Raw genomic sequence first — 17,304 nt, 5'->3', positions numbered from 1 at the left:
TTGGTTAACTTCTTGCATTTATTTGAATTTCAAAATAAATTTGGAACGTTTTTTTTAAAGTTATGGCAGACCAGAGTGATGAGAAAAATATAACGGTCAACCGGAAAGCGCAGCACGACTATTTTATTAAAGAGCGCTTTGAAGCCGGAATTGTTCTCGTAGGAACAGAAGTTAAAGCTCTGCGTCAGAATAAAGCCAGTTTGGTTGACAGTTATGCCACAGTAATAGACGATGAAGTCTGGCTGATAAATGCAAATATTTCTCATTACGATCAAGGTAGCTACAACAATCACGATCCGCTAAGAAAAAGGAAATTGCTCCTTAAAAAGAGTGAAATAAGAAAACTAAAAAAGGCCGTTTCCGAAAAAGGCAATACACTTGTGCCATTACGACTTTACTTCAAAAATGGTAAAGTAAAAGTAGAACTGGCAATTGCCACCGGAAAACGTAAGTACGATAAGCGTGAAGACATTGCAAAAAGAGAAGTCAAACGTGAACTGGAGCGCAAACTGAAACAATAAGGAGAAGAATTCAAAATTGAAAAATAAGATTGCCTTTCCTCCTGTTAACGAACAAATGGATATCATCAAAAGAGGAACTTCGGAAATTATACCGGAGGAAGAGCTTTTCGAAAAACTCGAAAAATCGTATAAAGAAGGAAAACCCTTAAATATAAAATTAGGCTGCGACCCAACTCGTCCTGATCTCCATTTAGGTCATTCTGTGGTCTTAAGAAAACTCGCACAATTTCAACAATTAGGTCATACGGCAATTCTCATAATCGGAGATTTTACGGGAATGATCGGCGATCCTTCGGGAAGGAATTCTTCGCGCCCACCACTTTCGTTTGAAGAAGCACGCAAGAACGGCAAAACTTATTTCGAGCAGGCTTCAAAGATACTCGATCCCCATAAAACAAAGATTGTTTATAATTCCGACTGGCTCGGAAAAATGAATTTTGAAGAAGTGATTAAACTTGCCTCGAAATATACAGTAGCACGCATGCTCGAACGTGACGATTTTACCAAAAGAATGAGAAACGGAATTCCTATAAGTATGCACGAAATCCTCTATCCTTTGGCTCAAGCGATGGATTCAGTAGCAATTGAAAGTGATGTAGAATTAGGAGGCACCGACCAGAAATTTAATCTCCTTGTAGGACGGGATATACAACGTGAATTTGGCCTTGCTCCGCAAGTTATCTTAACAATGCCAATCCTTGTAGGAACTGACGGCAAAGAAAAAATGAGCAAGTCCCTCGACAATTACATCGGCATAAACGAACCACCGAATGAAATTTACGGTAAAACACTCTCAATTCCCGACGAACTAATATACTCATATTTTGAATTGGCCACCGATGTATCAAACCAGGAACTTAAAATAATCAAACAACAGCTTGAAAATAAAGAAGTTAACCCAAGAGATTTAAAGAGAGCTTTAGCAAGAAAACTTGTAACAATGTACCATTCCGAAGAAGCAGCATTTCAGGCAGAGCGTGAATTCGACCAGATTTTTGTTAAAAAAGGTTTGCCCGATGAAATACCGGATTTAAAACTTGAGAAAAACTACACCGAGAAAGGTATTGATATACTCGATTTAATTTTAAAAGCTGGCTTTGCTCCCACTCGCAGCGAAGCAAGACGACTCGTAATTCAGGGCGGGGTTTCTATTGACGGTGAAAAAATTGTAGATCCGAAACTGATAATAAATCCAAAAGAAGGTTCCATCTTAAAGGTGGGTAAGCGCAATTTTGCCAAAATTACGATTTAATTAATGGAGGAAATCTAAATTGTACGTACCAACTAAGATCTTTTTCACTAAAGGGGTCGGTCGTCACAAAGAATATCTGGCCTCTTTCGAACTCGCACTACGCGACGCAGGTATCGAAATTTGTAATCTCGTTTCTGTAAGCAGTATTTTCCCGGTTGGAGCTAAAATAATTAATAAGACTCAGGGACTGAGTATGTTGAAGCCTGGTATGATTACCCACTGTGTGATGGCACGAAACTCTACAAACGAACCGAACAGATTAATTGCTTCCTCAATTGGAGTTGCAATTCCGGCCGACAAAAATATGTACGGATATTTGTCAGAGCACCATCCATACGGACAGACAGAAAAAATTGCCGGCGAATACGCCGAAGATCTGGCTGCTACTATGCTTGCAACGACACTCGGCATCGACTTTGACGCAGACAAAAACTGGAACGAAAGAGAACAGGTATTTAAAATGTCAGGCAAAATTGTTCGTACTTTTAACGTCACTCAATCAGCCAGAGGCAACAAAAATGGCTTGTGGACAACAGTTATTTCAGTAGCAATATTATTACCATAATCATATGATACATTCACATTTAGCATTCTGGATTTTTTTCTGGGTCGTAGTATCGATAATGTTCTACATCGACCTTTATGCCGTCGAACATCGTACAGATAAAATCGGCATTAAAACAAGTCTTATATGGAGCGGTATCTGGATTGTTACCGCTCTTATCTTTAATCTTCTTATCTTTTTATTCTTAGAAGATGGACATCAAAAAGCCCTCGAGTTCCTGGCGGGATATTTAATTGAAAAATCGCTCTCTGTCGATAATTTGTTTGTCTTTTTAATGATATTCAACGTAATGAACATCAAAGAAGAGCATCAACCTCATGTACTAAAATGGGGAATCATCAGTGCAATTGTATTGAGAATTATATTTATCCTTGCAGGCGTGGCGCTAATTGAGCTCTTCCATCCAATTATTTACATCTTTGGAATAATGCTTTTTTACGCAGCCTATAAAATGGCATTCGGCAGCGAAGAAAAAATAAACTACGAGAAAAATCCTCTCATTAAGTATTTCACAAAAAAATTCCGTCTTATACACAATTATGAAGGTAAAAATTTCTTCGTTAGAAATTCAGGCAAACTTTTTATCACTCCAGTTTTCCTGACACTCCTCTTAATTGAATCGTCCGACATAGTTTTTGCCATCGATTCAATACCTGCAATTATTGCGATCACACACGATCCTTTCATAATAATTACATCAAATATTTTTGCAATACTTGGATTGCGGGCTCTCTATTTTGCCCTTGCTGGAATAGTCGATTTGTTTTCTTATCTAAAATATGGAGTGGCAATTATTCTGGCTTATGTCGGAGTTAAAATGCTGTTATCAGATATCCAAAAAATACCGACTCTCTATTCGCTGGCATTTATAATAATAGTACTAACATTATCGATCATTTTTTCGTTGATGAAAAATAAAAGCGCCGATAAAGTAGTCCCAAAAGATGAATAATAAAAGATACGGTCAAGCCGACAATCATCGGCTCGATAACACTTAATCCATCGTCGATAAAAGGGCGCAATAATAGCCAGATAATTACCGATAGTGAGCCTGAAATTAATTCTGCAGTAGCAAATTTGGTATCGATTCTAAATTTATCGTAGTATGCACCTATTATAAGTAGAATAAGACCGGGTATGAAAATACTTCCAATTATGTACCAGATGGAAACCACGGATTTCACGAAAAATGCCAGTAGAACTGAGATTATTCCAGCTATAATGATGCCGACTTTCGTATAATAATTCACCGATTTTTTCTTCGAAAAACCGAATTTATGCATTATATCATTTCCAAAAGTGGTCCCACTCAGGAAAAGAAAACTATTGGACGTTGAAATTATTGTTGCAAAAAGAGCGGCAAAAAAGAGTCCTTTTAGTCCACTACCGAGAATTTTATCCGCATAAATCGGGAAAGCCAGTACAGGATCAATCAGGTTTTTCAAGTATGCTCTTGAAAAAAGTCCTGTAGTTGTGGTAAGAAAATCGAATAGAAGCCAGAAGATTACGGAGATTAAAATGCCGTATTTTGCTGTTCGACCATCTCGGGCTGCATAACAACGCTGATGAAAACCAGGGTCGGCAAATGTCCATAACGCAATTAAAAACCATACTGTAACGTATAACGGGGACTGACCGCCCGTTAAACTTAAATGCTCGGGTGGCAAATTTTGGATTAAAAAATCAATATCCCCTACCGAATTAAATGATACAATGACAATTACAATAAAGCCTAAAAACATCACGAAAAACTGGAAAACATCCGTAATTAAATCTGTACGATAACCGCCTTTAATTAAATAGACCGAAGAAAATAGTAACGCAATTATCAGTCCCAATAAAAGAGGAATATTAAAAATTATCTGTAACAGTGCCCCTGTCATAAGGATATAAGGAGCTGGAGAAACAAGAACGAAAATAAAAATCGAAGAGATCAATGCCGGCATTTTGCCGTAGATAATTTCAATTTTATCGGGTATTGTATAGAGTGAAGAATTTCTAACCTTTTCTGCAAAAAAGAATGCAAATATTATGGCAAAAAGATAGTACGGTAAACCTTGAGTAATCCAGCTCAAAATGCCGCTGGTATATGTAAACTCGCCAACGCCGAGGATGCCACCATACCAGGTTGATACATTTGTAAAAATAAACAATAGTAGTCCAACTTTTCGATCTGATAAAAGAAAATTTTCTGTGGAATCTTCCGTATAACGCGAAGCATAGACGCCAATACTCAAAAGGACGAGGAAAAATCCCGTAATAATCAGAATGTCTACCAAACTAAAGCTGACCATTTTTCCTCATTGCTTCAAAATCTCTGATAACGAAAACTCGCCCGCCTTTAATTGTAAGATAAATCGAATCCTTTAATGCTACGTTGCTCGTACTTTCTTTTTCGCCAAAAGGCAGAGATGTTTCCTTGAGAGGATATTTGAGACCTCGCGAAGTAATTTTAGTTTTTCTGTCAAATCCGTAGATTGAAATCGTCTCGCCGGGCAAGGTTTTTATTTCTACATTTCCTTCATAAACGCACAGCACCGACTGTCGATGTAATAGTTTAATCTGGATTTCATCGTAAAATTTCAACATTATACCAAGATTACAAAATGAATGGTCGAGTCGACTGCCTGTAGCACCAATTAAAAACAAATCGGTAAATTTATTTTTAATGGCATATTTAATAGCCTTTTCAACGTCTGTATCATTTTGACGATTTTGCTTGACAATTTTCGACTTACCGGAAAAATATCTGAGATTTTCGTTAGTAATCGAATCCAGGTCGCCTATAATTACATCGGGGACGACATTTAATTGATGGGCGGAGTTTGCCCCTCCGTCGGCACAGATAATTTTATTATATCCCGTACGAACAAGAAAATCAATTATTCTTTTCGACGGAGGGTCTCCATTAGCCCACAAAATTCCTTTTTTCATAAATTAAATTTAATTCCAGCAATAAAATTCCGTTCGGCTGCCGGAAAGAATTCTTTTCCAATTCCGTAAGCAGCATAAAGATTATCGAATATGTTGTTAATCTGCAAATACAATTTAAGATTTTTCAAGTACGAATTTAATTCTATTTCGTAAGAAACAAAGAAATTAGCCACAAAATACGACTCGACCTTATTATCGGTATAATCGGTAATGTCCTGATAAATTGACCTGAATTTCGAAAGCTTTTTGTCATAATTATCAGTAAAAAATTCACCGACGTATTTGCCAGAGAGTTGTGTAAATAATCCGCCTGTTTTGTATTTGAAAAGCGCATTGAACATTACATCGGGGAAACCGCTGATTCGGTTGCCAGCCAGATCAAATTCGTATGCCTTCGATTCTTCGTCACTGTAGAAATATGCAAATCCTTTGCTGATATAATTTTTACTAACTGTACCATTGAAAACTAATTCGATTTCTTTAGTCGGTTTAAAAATAAGAGAAGATTCAATTCCGTAATGGATTGTTCTATCCATGTTGCCGGTTATCGGTTGACCGAATCGATCGAGTTGTCCCCTTTTAACAATTTCGTCATTAAATAGCATATAAAAAGCATTCAGAGCCAGACTCAAATTATCTTTATTGAAAATGGCACCTAACTCGAAATCGTTCATCGTTTCAGGTTTAACCAGAGGTCGGGAAAAATCATACGAGCCATCTGGCAGTTGTTCGAATTGAGGAGTTTCGCCCCAGCTCGATTCTGCGGCATCGTAATAATTCTTTAACCGTGGTTCCCTTGTAACTCGCGCAAAAGTAAAATAGAAATTTAACGACGGTGTAAAACGGTAATTCAATCCGAAACGTGGATTGAAAAACAAATCGTCAATCTCGAATTCATTATTTAGATAACGTTCATTTGCAATTTCGTACCGGTGGTAAGCCAGTTGAGCTTCTGCAAGGAAACTTAAATGTGAATTGAAATTATATTTTTCGTGTGCAAAAAATGTAAAAATGTCTTTAGCACCTTCGTAATAATAGTATCGATAATCTTTTGTAATTCCTTCAGGCAAATATTCACCGTAATTCAAACTGCCCCAGTGAACCGAACGATGCAAACGAAGTTCACCACCGAGAATTAATTCGCCATTTGTATGATTCAGACTTAAACGTGGTATCCACCCCCACTGTTTATTTTCTACCATTGCACGTATCAAAACATTCGACGGATTGACTGTTGGATTAAATCCGTTGTCATGAGTAAGTCTAAAATATGTAGTGTCACCCCATGAGCCGTCGTAATCGAAAAATCCGTTGCCAAGTACGAGGAATAAAGCAGAATTAAAAACAGCATTTTCATTCAAGCGAAATTCGTTAAGCAATTCAAAATGTGGTTGCGAAAAGTTTTCAATTTCTTCTGGTCTTCTTTCTAAAGTGTAAGTATAACCATTCTCGTCTGCTTCCCAGTAAGAATAATTGGCTTTTCTTAGTTCTCTATCTTTTATCGCAAATTTTGGTAAACCTGTGTAAACCAGGCCATCTGATAGAGGACCACCAAAAATATTAATCTGGGTAGTCAGATTTTTATCAAGTCTTACAGCCGATAGGTAATATGATCTAAGGTTTACCCAACTAATGTTACGATAACCGCTGCTCAGGGTATGAGATAATTTTGCATAAACCGAATATTTGTTGTTGACCAATCCGCTGGAGACCACAGCCGAATATTTTCTTGTGTTGAAGCTTCCAATTGAAGATGAGAGTTCAACAAGTGGTTTACTGGTAATTGAAGTAGTTATTATATTAATTGAGCCACCGATAGCAGCATATCCAGCAATACCGGAACCAGCTCCTCGCTGAATTTGAACTAATTCTGTATTTTCCAATAAATCCGGGAAATCGATCCAGTAAACATTATGGTCCTCAGGGTCATTCTGAGGAATACCATTAATCGATACTGATATCCTACGCTGGTCAAATCCTCGTATACTGAGATAGTTGTATCCCAGCCCATTTCCACTTTCTGAGTAAAAGGTAGCTGACGGCGTATAACTGATGACTTCTGGTATATCCTGAATTATATAGTCTTCCTTAATTTCGTTTTTATTTAGTTTTGTAAATGTGAGTGGAGAAAAACCGCTCTCTCCGATAGTACCTTTAACTAAAACTGTCTGACTGACAATAATGTCACTTATGAGTTTAATGATTTTATTTTTTAAGGCAAGAAAATCTTCGACTGTAATTTCATATTTTCGGTAGCCAATATAACTGGCAACAATAATGTCGTCGCTTTTAAAATTTCCTTTAAGTACAAATTCGCCTGATGAATCGGCAGAAGCACCATAAGGAGTATTTTTGATATATACATTAGCAGAAGGGAGAGGCTCTCCGGTATCTCCATTGACAATTTTACCTTTAATTTCTGTTACCTGAGGATAGATTGAAGAAAAGAATAGAAAAAAAAGAATAATTAAGTTTTTCATATTAACCTCCGTTTTTAAAATAAAAAAGCCGTTTGATAACGGAAAACGGCGTTCAACTTAATTATTCTTCGACCGTTTTCCTACGCTGGCATTACCCAGATCAGGTTCAAGGGTATAATCTCAGCCCCCTCAAATGGGAGCACCCCTAACGACTTTTTAGATGTTAAAAGAACTAATTAATTATTTTAAGTTTTTGACCTACTTTTATTTTATCAGACTTCAGGTTATTCCAGTTAATAATATCTGCCACAAATACTCGATAAATTTTTGCAATTGTCCAGAGCGATTCACCCTGTCTTACTTTATGAATAGTAACATTAGATTTACTATTTCGCTTGGCAATATATTTATTCTCGGTATTATTTTCCAGTCTTTGCTTAACATAAAGTTTTTGTCCAGCATAAATTTTATTCGAACTGAGTTGATTCCAATTTTTTAGATTATCGACTGTAACATTATATTTCTTTGCAATTTCGTTAAGACTGTCGCCACTTTTTACCAGGTAATAACCGCTGCTACTGTTGTCATTAGCATCTGCATAATCTTCATTTTTCTGATATATTTTTAAACTCTCTCCGACACGAATAACATTGCTTTTCAAATTATTCCATTCTTTGATATTTGACACTCTAACGCCGAACTTATTTGCTATTTCGCCTATTGTATCGCCTTTTTTAACTGTATATTCTACAAGATTGGAATTTCTCTTTACAGTATTGTCGCCATACGAATAAATATTGTCGGTTCCTTTGAGTGTAAGAATTTGTCCATATTTAATTCTATTGGACTTTAGATTATTCCACCGCTTAAGTTGAGCAACAGAAACTCCGAACTTTTTTGCAATTTCACTTAAAGTATCACCGCGTCGTACTCTGTATTTGCTTGCTTTTTTATTGTCAAAATTTTGGGAGGATGCAATTTGTGTGTAACCGGGATATACAATCAACTTTTTGCCTCTATAAATTCTGTTACTGTGCAGGTTGTTCCACTCTTTCAATTGCGAAACGCGCACCCCGTAACGAGCAGCAATTGTTGATAAAGTTTCACCGCGGCGTACGCGATGCTCAATCATTGTGTTACCGGAATTTGCCAGTAACAGTTGATTCTTTTCATTTGTCGATAGCGAATCAATTTTTGAATAATATCCAATTTGTTCTTCCGGTACGTAAATTTTTAACTGTTGACCAACTTTAACCCTTCGAGTATAAGGGATATTATTCCAGTTTCGCAAATCTGATACGCGTACGTCGAAAAGTTCGGCAATATCAACCAGGTTATCGTTACTTTTTACAGTATATTTAATTGCAACTTTTCCTTCGGGAACTATATATTCAAGTGAATCAGCGCTGTAAAGTGAATCATAAATCTCGCTGAATTTATAATCCATATCTGGATTGGTTAGTTCAAGTTTATAAGTAGGATTTTCGTCTGCAGAAGCAACTAAATCATCAATTGCAGGCAAGATATCCGTATTTATTGGAATGTCATCAACATTTAAACTCGATACCGGTATTTTGAGCTTAGTGCCGACGGTCAATTTACGTCGTGGTGATATGTTATTGTAAGAGGCAAGTTGTGATATACTCACATTATATTTTGATGCTATCATCCAGAGAGTTTCGCCGGAACTAACCGTGTGAAATGTATACTGAATTTTGGCATCGTGAGGAATACTTTCGAGGTTGGCTACAAATGCATCGTATGTTTGAGCTGGTACTTTAAGCGGATATCCTCCTTCAAATTTGGGAGGAGTCATATTTTGAATTAATTCCGGATTTAGTTCTCTTAAAAACTCAACGCTTACACCTGCACACTTCGCCAGTATATTGAGATCAATCGCCTCTTTAATTCGATAAATTTTATATTCAATCGGCTTTTCATACTGGATATTATTAAAGCCAAATTTGTCCGGTTGACTCGCAATCAGGGTAACTGCGATATATTGAGGTACATAATTTCTTGTTTCTCTTGGAAGATATCGACTCATTTCCCAGAAATTATTCGAGCCCGATAATCTCATTGCTCTTCTAACTCTGCCTTCTCCGCTGTTATATGCAGCTATTGCCAGATACCAATCGCCCAGCGAATAATAAAGGTCTCGTAGATGCCTGGCAGCTGCTCTTGTAGCTTTTTCAGGATCGCGCCTTTCATCAATATGATAATTGATTTTAAGGTCATACAAACGAGCAGTACCTTTCATAAATTGCCAGATACCGACAGCACGAGCCCATGAACGGGCAGTTGGATTCAAACCACTTTCAGCCATACTCAAGAATATTAATTGCTGCGGAACCTGTTCTTCTGCAAAAACCTTTGCCATCATTGGGAAATACCTTCCCGAACGGGAAAGCCACCTTTGCATATATGTTCTACCTTTACCCGTAAAATATTCTATATATTTCTCTACGTACCGATTTATTTCAAGCGGAAATTCTCCTACTACTACTTTAACTGTACTATCTTCAGTTACTTCCAGAGTGTCTTCACTCACAGACAAATCAGGAATACTCTTGTTCATCCATTCATCGAGTGCACTTATGGAAACATCCTCAGGAAGTTCATCCAGACTTTCAATATAACTTCTGTAATCCTCAACTATGGCATTTTCCAGTTCGATATAGGCACCATTTTCTTCGATATTAGGATAATAGCTTAATTTATTAATGATCGACAGCGCTGACTCGTAATAATTGATTGCTTCGGTTTTAAAGCCTAATTTTTGTTTATATAATGCGGTCAGATAATCCTGCCTGGCATTTTCGAGCATGTCACTTGTAATCGAACCGACTGTCAGGACTTTGGTAGTATCGGGAGGGGCTGTTTTATTTTTTTGAGATAAATAGTTTAGTGTTCCACACGAATTAATTAAAAAAATACCCAGGACAAGTAAAATTATAGTTTTATATTCCACACTAAACTCCATCTCTTATTTTTTATTGCAATTTAGTCTGTTATATCAATTTTGTCAAGGAAATTATAATAAAAAATTAATTATACATTGTAATCAAACGACTTAGAATTATAAAGGAATATTAGAATGCTTCTTTTTCGGGTTGTTATCGACTTTAGTTTTGAGAAGAACAAGCGAATCGATTAATTTTTTTTTGGTTTCTCTTGGAAAGATTACTTCGTCAATATAACCTCTTTCGGCAGCAATATAAGGATTGGCAAATTTTTCTGTGTATTCCTCTATTAATTCTTTCAATTTTTGTTCTGGTGAAGCGGCATTATTTATTTCTTTCTTAAAGATAATTTCAACCGCTCCTTTTGGACCCATAACAGCAATTTCTGCAGTTGGCCAGGCAAAATTGAAATCGCCTCTGATATGTTTTGAATTCATCACATCATAAGCGCCGCCATAAGCCTTGCGAGTTATAACAGTTATTTTGGGAACAGTAGCTTCGCTGAATGCGAAAAGTAATTTAGCACCGTGTCTTATAATTCCGTTCCATTCTTGCTCTGTGCCAGGCAAAAATCCAGGAACATCGACAAACACAACAAGCGGAATCGAAAAGGCATCACAAAATCGAACAAATCGAGCTCCTTTTACAGATGCATTTATATCCAGCACACCCGCCAGAACTTTAGGTTGGTTTGCAACAATACCCACCGACATTCCCCCAACTCTACCGAATCCAACTATTATATTTTCTGCGTATTGACTATGAACTTCATAAAAGTCTTCGGTCAATAAATTGATCACATCTTTCATATCATATGGTTTATTGGGATTATCCGGTACAATCTTATCAAGTTCTGGAATAATCAGATTATCCGAAACAAAGTGTTTTTCTGGTGGCGAATCCATCCAGTTTAAAGGTAGATAAGAGAATAATTTTCGAATTCCCTCAAGCACTTCCACTTCGCTGTTAAATACAAAGTGAGCCACTCCACTCTTGGAAGCGTGCGTGTCGGCGCCTCCGAGTTCTTCGAACGATACATCTTCATGTGTAACTGTCTTTACCACATTAGGTCCAGTTACAAACATGTAGCTTGTATTGCGAACCATAAAAGTAAAATCCGTTATAGCAGGTGAATAGACGGCACCACCTGCGCATGGTCCTAATATGGCTGAAATCTGGGGCACTACGCCCGAAGCTAACGTATTTCTCAAAAAAATTTCAGCATAACCGCCCAAACTAACAACTCCTTCCTGGATTCTGGCACCACCTGAATCATTCAGTCCAATTATCGGAATACCTGTTTTCAAAGCCATATCCATAATCTTGCAAATTTTTTCAGCATGAGCTTCAGATAATGACCCACCGAATACCGTAAAATCCTGACTGAAAAGAGCCACAGGTCTACCGTCAATTTTAGCAAAACCCGTAATTACTCCGTCGCCGTAGAATTTTTGTTTGTCTAATCCGAAATCCTGACTCCTGTGAGTAACGAGAGAGTCTACCTCCTGAAATGTGCCGCTGTCTACAAGAAGTTCAATCCTTTCCCGTGCAGTTAATTTTCCTTTTTTATGTTGCTGTTCTACCTTCTCTTTGCCACCCCCTTTGAGTGCTTCGGAACGTAATTTCTCTAATTTCTTAAATTTATCTTCCATTATTTTATACCAGTAAATTGGCAAGCTGATTTTCCGAGTCGAGTTTTTTAAATTCGTTTATAATTGCTTTCGTTAATTCTAAAAATTCATCAGCTTTAAAAGTATCCAGACTTTCCTGTTTTTGTATGTTAACTTCGATTTTTTTGATAATTTCGCCCGGACTTTTTTTCATCAAAAAAATAGTATCAGATAAATAAATGGCTTCGCTAATATTGGAAGTGGTAATTAACATCCCTATCTTCAATTCATTCTTTAATCTTCTGATTAAGAAATAGAGTTCGGACCTTGTACGGTAATCCATCTTTAAGAAAGGTTCATCGATTAAAAGGAAGCGCGGATTTCTCATTAGAGCTCTTGCAAGACTAATACGAAACCTGAAGCCAAAACTATTATTATCCGGGTAATGATTTTCGTATCCTTCAAGACCAGCAAATTTTATGGCATTCTGGAAGTTTGATTCATCGTAATTTTTTAGTTCGAAAAGAATATTATCTTTAACATTCAACCATGGATAAGAAGAGGGGTTAGCGGGAAGATAAATTAAAGGTGCTGGAATATTATATCGGATTTCCCCTTCGGTGGGTTCTTCCAGTCTACATAAAATTTTCAACAGTGTCGATTTTCCCGCTCCAATTGGTGCGAGTATTGTACTGATTTTGTCAGCTATTAATTCACAATTAAGTCCTTTAAATAATACTTTTCTGAAGCCCTGTTCATCGATATAAATTTTGCCAAGGTTTATAAGTTCAATCATCTTATTCTTCCCAATTAAAATATTTTTCTTCAATTAAAACGAGAATTTTTTCGCCCACCCAGATCAAGATTGTGGTGATAATTGTAACGACGAAAAGAAATACAAAATCATTGTAATAAAGTGCTCTATAGTAGATACCGCCCAGTCCATTCCCTTTTTCGGCAAATTCATAAAAAAGAATTGCCATCCAGAGCAAATAATGTTTTTCCGACAATTCGTGATATAAATGCTTCCCTAAAATCTTATGAGCAATTTTCTTAGCCGCTTCATGCCTGGATAAGCCGAGATTAACTGCTACATCCAGATATTCTTTTTTAATATTTTTTAATCCATTTGCCGCTGATAATTTAAGAAACGCTGATATAAGAACGAATGCAAAGAGGAACTCGCCCCAGAAAGAAGCACCAAACCAGAACAAAAATAAGAGTACTGGAAAAACAAAAGGTACATATTTTATCGGCTTAACAGTCGATAACTCGATTGATGCAAAAAGAGCTGGCACAACTTTTAAGATCCCGAGTATCAACAAATAAGCAATAAACATCGAGACATAAATTACAGAAGTTGTGGAAGCAATGCTTTGAAATATATTATAAACATACCACGATTCTGCAAGGGATTCTAATATCTGTGAAGGTTGAGGTAATACCTTGTTTACAGGTAAGATAAATTCGAATAGTACTAAATAAACAAACAGGAGCGTAATAATAAACTTAACTCCATAATAATTTTTTTTCATTTTAATCCTGTTGGTTTTATGTACTTAATTTATCGATAGGAAATCGATAATGCAACAATATAATCAGATTAAGAAAGGATTAATTTCTTTTTCCTTTCCAATCGTGGAAGAGTCGCCATGTCCTGGATAAATAATTACATCGTCGGGCAGTGTAAGCAACCTGCTTTTAATCGATTCGATAAGCTGATCGTAATTGCCGCCCCATAAATCTGTTCTACCAATACTTTCTTGAAATAGTACGTCGCCTGTAAAACAAATTTTTTCGTCGGGCAAATAAAACGAGAATTCTCCGGGTGTATGGCCTGGGGTGAAAATAAATTTCAATTGAGAATCACCCAATTTCAAATTAAATTTTTCCTCAATATAAAAATCGGGCAAAGGAGATTCTTCGTATTCTATCCCATAATTGACGGCAACTTCTTTCATCAAGTCGAGAAGGAATAAATCTTTTTCAGGTGCATAAAATTCTGTATGAAATTTTTCGTATATAAACCTGTTACCCAGAATATGGTCGATATGGCAATGGGTATTAAGCAGGAAACGGAGTTTAATACCATTCAATTCGATAAAATCAGTTAAAAGATCCTTCTCTTTCTGGCTGGAACAACCAGGGTCGATGATAGCGGCATCGAGAGTAAGACTGTCCCAGATTAAATATGTATTTTCCGCAAATGAATTAAATACAAATTTTCTAATTGATATCATCTACTGAAGTTTTCTTTAAGTCTCTTTTCAATTTTGCTCGTATAATTCAAAAAATTTTCTCTGGTTTCTTCGATTGAATCTCCACCGAATTTTTCGAGGAACAATTTAGCAACACTCCAGGCGGCCATCGACTCTGCAATAACTGCACAAGCGGGAACTGCAACAAAGTCGCTTCTTTCTCTTCGTGCTTTGATATTCTTCATCTTCGATAAATCTACAGAACCAATTGGCGACATAAGAGTGGCAATTGGTTTCATTGCTACTCTAATAATAATCGGTAGACCAGTTGATATACCTCCTTCAATTCCGCCAGCATTATTTGTTTTGCGACTGATTTTTCCTTTTTTCAGAATAATTTCATCGTGAACTGCCGAACCGTATTCATCAGCCATCTTAAATCCTTTGCCAATTTCAACTCCCTTAACCGCCTGTATCGACATTATCGAATGAGCCAGGTCGGCTTCGAGACGAGTATCGTAATGTACAAAACTCCCGATGCCAACGGGTACGCCAGTTATAACAACGTAAAAAGTACCACCAAGTGTATCTCCATTCTTTTTTGCAAGTTTTATCCGTCGAATTATTTTTTCCTCGTGTTCTTTATCGAGTACTCGCACGGGACTTTTATCCGAAATTTTATTTAATTTTTCCGCGGAGTAATTTGGACTTATTTTATTGCCAAAAAACTTTTCGATAAAATTCTCTTCGGGATAAATACCGCCAATACTCTCAACGAAGCTGCCAATGTGGATACCGAAATCGCTCAAAAATTTTCTTGCAATTGTACATGCAGCCACACGTGCAGCGGTTTCACGCGCACTCGAACGTTCAATTGAATTGCGTATATCGTTAAAATTATATTTTGTTACACCAACTAAATCGGCATGACCCGGTCGAGGTATCGAAATCTTTTCAATCGGCTTCTCAACCGGTTCGGGATTCATTTTATCAGTCCAGTTTTCCCAGTCTTTATTCCAGATAACCATCGATATAGGAGAACCGAGAGTTTTGCCGTGACGAATGCCAGATAAAATTTCTGCCCTATCTGTTTCGATTTTCATTCTGAGGCCGCGTCCATAACCTGCCTGCCGTCTTTTCAATTGTTCGTTTATGTATTCAGATGAAATTTCAATATTCGATGGGAATCCGCTTACAATAGTTACAAGAGCTTTTCCGTGGGATTCGCCAGCAGTGACAAAATTAATCATTTAATCAGCCCTATTTTTGTGATGCGTAAATATAAAAAAAGCGTCCTAATAATGGACGCTTTTTTAGATTAAATTTGATTACTCTTCATCAGGAATTTCAAGTCCTACCAGGCGCGAATTGCCCTGTTCATCGACCAATTTTAGTAGAACTGCTTTGCCCTTGTTGTCAGCAAATATTTCTTCAAGATCACCCACAGTCTTAATTGGTTTCTTATCTGCTTCTGTTATGACAACTCCTCTAATTATACGCTGGTTATAGGCTTTACTGAAGTTTTTTACTTCCGTAACCAGGACACCGTAATCGACTTTATATTCTTTCAGTTCATCTTCGGTCATATTCCTAACAGTCATTCCCACATTATCGAATTTAATTTCCTTCTTATCTATTTTTCCTTTTGATTTTCCTTTGTTCGAAGTTTTAACATTGTCCGACGAGTTGTCGTCGTCTCGTGCTTTCAATTTAACATACTTTTCAATTTTTTTGCCGTCTCGATAGAGAGTTAATTTAACTTCGTCGCCGGCTCGTTTTGAAGCTACATACGATTGTAATTCATTAGGTGCGCTTACTTCTTTATCGTCGATTTTCAAAATAACGTCGCCTTGTTTAATATCGGCTTTTTCAGCTGCTCCACCTTTCACAATATCTTGAACAAGCACGCCTTTCGGCTCTTCGAGTCCAATTGCTTTAGCAGTTTGAGCGTCGAGTTCGGATATTTGTACGCCGATATAACCACGGCTTACTTTTCCATTGGCGATCAAATCTCTTGCAACGCTTTTAGCCAGATTAATTGGTATTGCAAATCCATAGCCGATATATCTTTGAGTAATGCCATCGGTAGCAATTGCAGAGTTCACACCGATGACGGCACCGTTTAAGTCGACCAGTGCACCACCGCTATTGCCGGGATTTATTGCTGCATCTGTCTGAATAAAATTTTCGATTGCATATTGATCACGGATGATATTGATGTTTCTACTTTTTGCACTGATAATTCCAGCTGTTACAGTTGATGCAAGTGAAAGCGGATTTCCGATTGCCATAACCCATTGACCAACTTTTATATTGTCTGAATCGCCTAAATAAGCGACAGGCAAATTTTTTGCATCAATTTTAACAACTGCCAGATCTGTGAGCGGATCGGTACCAACGATTTCTGCATCAAATTCTCTTTTGTCGTGAAGTGTTACAGTTACCTGCTTGGCATCTTCCACAACGTGATTATTGGTAAGAATATATCCATCTTCTGATATAATAATCCCACTGCCCCCTCCCTGCTGTTCGCGTGGAATATCATCCTTGAAGGGGAAAAAGAAATGAAATTCTTCAGGTAAATTATTTTTAACCGTCGTAACCACAGTAATCTGTACAATTGAAGGAGTTACTTTCTCGGCGGCAGTTATGAATGCATTATTGAAGGCGGCGGCTTGCGGGTCTAAATTTTCAATTGGAGCTTTTTCGGCGCCAATCTGGATGTCGGCATAACTTGGGCGAACCCAACCAAACCCGGAAACCAGTACAGCTCCGAAGACAATTCCGATCAATATTAGAGAAATAGTACCCAGCAGATTTTTTCTATTCATTTTTATTTCC

General features: G+C 37.1%; 14 protein-coding genes and 1 riboswitch. Of the genes, 4 read left to right on the top strand and 10 right to left on the bottom strand.

The window, feature by feature from the left end; all coding sequences use genetic code 11:
- The first annotated feature begins 62 nt into the window (after nucleotides 1-62).
- Genes smpB through ACSSV9_RS03490 form a run of 4 tightly spaced genes read left to right on the top strand, consistent with a single transcriptional unit; the run spans nucleotide 63 to nucleotide 3,290 of the window.
- Nucleotides 63-521, top strand: coding sequence for an SsrA-binding protein SmpB (smpB, locus tag ACSSV9_RS03505; protein WP_437345842.1), 459 nt, complete (start codon nucleotides 63-65; stop codon nucleotides 519-521).
- Between the two features lie 16 nt (nucleotides 522-537).
- Entirely contained in the window at nucleotides 538-1,773 is a 1,236-nt protein-coding gene (tyrS, locus tag ACSSV9_RS03500; RefSeq protein WP_437345841.1) for a tyrosine--tRNA ligase, read from the top strand.
- Nucleotides 1,774-1,792: 19 nt separating this feature from the next.
- The gene (locus ACSSV9_RS03495) at nucleotides 1,793-2,338 is read left to right on the top strand and encodes a pyruvoyl-dependent arginine decarboxylase (RefSeq protein ID WP_437345840.1); all 546 of its coding nucleotides are present in this window, start codon (nucleotides 1,793-1,795) and stop codon (nucleotides 2,336-2,338) included.
- A gap of 4 nt (nucleotides 2,339-2,342) precedes the next feature.
- On the top strand, nucleotides 2,343-3,290 hold the full coding sequence (locus ACSSV9_RS03490; RefSeq protein WP_437345839.1) for a TerC family protein: 948 nt from the start codon (nucleotides 2,343-2,345) through the stop codon (nucleotides 3,288-3,290).
- On the opposite strand, the gene ACSSV9_RS03485 is transcribed toward ACSSV9_RS03490, so the two are convergent.
- The 10 genes from ACSSV9_RS03485 to ACSSV9_RS03440 all read right to left on the bottom strand — a co-directional run bounded on the left by ACSSV9_RS03485 (nucleotide 3,232) and on the right by ACSSV9_RS03440 (nucleotide 17,294).
- The gene (locus tag ACSSV9_RS03485) at nucleotides 3,232-4,632 is read right to left on the bottom strand and encodes a sodium:solute symporter family protein (protein WP_437345838.1); all 1,401 of its coding nucleotides are present in this window, start codon (nucleotides 4,630-4,632) and stop codon (nucleotides 3,232-3,234) included. The genes ACSSV9_RS03490 and ACSSV9_RS03485 overlap by 59 nt on opposite strands.
- Nucleotides 4,619-5,272, bottom strand: coding sequence for a thiamine diphosphokinase (locus ACSSV9_RS03480; RefSeq protein WP_437345837.1), 654 nt, complete (start codon nucleotides 5,270-5,272; stop codon nucleotides 4,619-4,621). Before ACSSV9_RS03480 ends, ACSSV9_RS03485 begins: the two co-directional genes overlap by 14 nt.
- Nucleotides 5,269-7,752, bottom strand: a complete 2,484-nt coding sequence (locus tag ACSSV9_RS03475) for a TonB-dependent receptor (RefSeq protein WP_437345836.1) — start codon at nucleotides 7,750-7,752, stop codon at nucleotides 5,269-5,271. Before ACSSV9_RS03475 ends, ACSSV9_RS03480 begins: the two co-directional genes overlap by 4 nt.
- 60 nt (nucleotides 7,753-7,812) lie before the next feature.
- A riboswitch (TPP riboswitch) is annotated at nucleotides 7,813-7,909 on the bottom strand.
- A 15-nt stretch (nucleotides 7,910-7,924) separates the two neighbouring features.
- Nucleotides 7,925-10,663, bottom strand: coding sequence for a LysM peptidoglycan-binding domain-containing protein (locus tag ACSSV9_RS03470; RefSeq protein ID WP_437345835.1), 2,739 nt, complete (start codon nucleotides 10,661-10,663; stop codon nucleotides 7,925-7,927).
- Nucleotides 10,664-10,771: 108 nt separating this feature from the next.
- Nucleotides 10,772-12,307 (bottom strand): acyl-CoA carboxylase subunit beta, encoded by a 1,536-nt coding sequence (locus ACSSV9_RS03465; protein ID WP_437345834.1) that lies wholly within the window; start codon nucleotides 12,305-12,307, stop codon nucleotides 10,772-10,774.
- Between the two features lie 4 nt (nucleotides 12,308-12,311).
- The gene (locus ACSSV9_RS03460) at nucleotides 12,312-13,061 is read right to left on the bottom strand and encodes an ABC transporter ATP-binding protein (RefSeq protein WP_437345833.1); all 750 of its coding nucleotides are present in this window, start codon (nucleotides 13,059-13,061) and stop codon (nucleotides 12,312-12,314) included.
- Nucleotide 13,062: 1 nt separating this feature from the next.
- Entirely contained in the window at nucleotides 13,063-13,800 is a 738-nt protein-coding gene (locus ACSSV9_RS03455) for an ABC transporter permease (RefSeq protein ID WP_437345832.1), read from the bottom strand.
- Between the two features lie 63 nt (nucleotides 13,801-13,863).
- Nucleotides 13,864-14,505, bottom strand: coding sequence for an MBL fold metallo-hydrolase (locus tag ACSSV9_RS03450; protein ID WP_437345831.1), 642 nt, complete (start codon nucleotides 14,503-14,505; stop codon nucleotides 13,864-13,866).
- Nucleotides 14,502-15,713: a chorismate synthase gene (aroC, locus tag ACSSV9_RS03445; RefSeq protein WP_437345830.1), complete on the bottom strand. Its 1,212-nt coding sequence runs from the start codon at nucleotides 15,711-15,713 to the stop codon at nucleotides 14,502-14,504. The genes ACSSV9_RS03450 and aroC overlap by 4 nt, the downstream gene beginning before the upstream one ends.
- Before the next feature lie 78 nt (nucleotides 15,714-15,791).
- Nucleotides 15,792-17,294, bottom strand: coding sequence for a Do family serine endopeptidase (locus ACSSV9_RS03440; RefSeq protein ID WP_437345829.1), 1,503 nt, complete (start codon nucleotides 17,292-17,294; stop codon nucleotides 15,792-15,794).
- Between the last annotated feature and the right edge of the window lie 10 nt (nucleotides 17,295-17,304).

The organism is Melioribacter sulfuriphilus, from assembly GCF_051488685.1.
Lineage (GTDB): Bacteria > Bacteroidota > Ignavibacteria > Ignavibacteriales > Melioribacteraceae > Melioribacter.
Note: the sequence above shows the minus strand (reverse complement) of the source record. Positions and strands in the feature narration are given on the sequence as shown.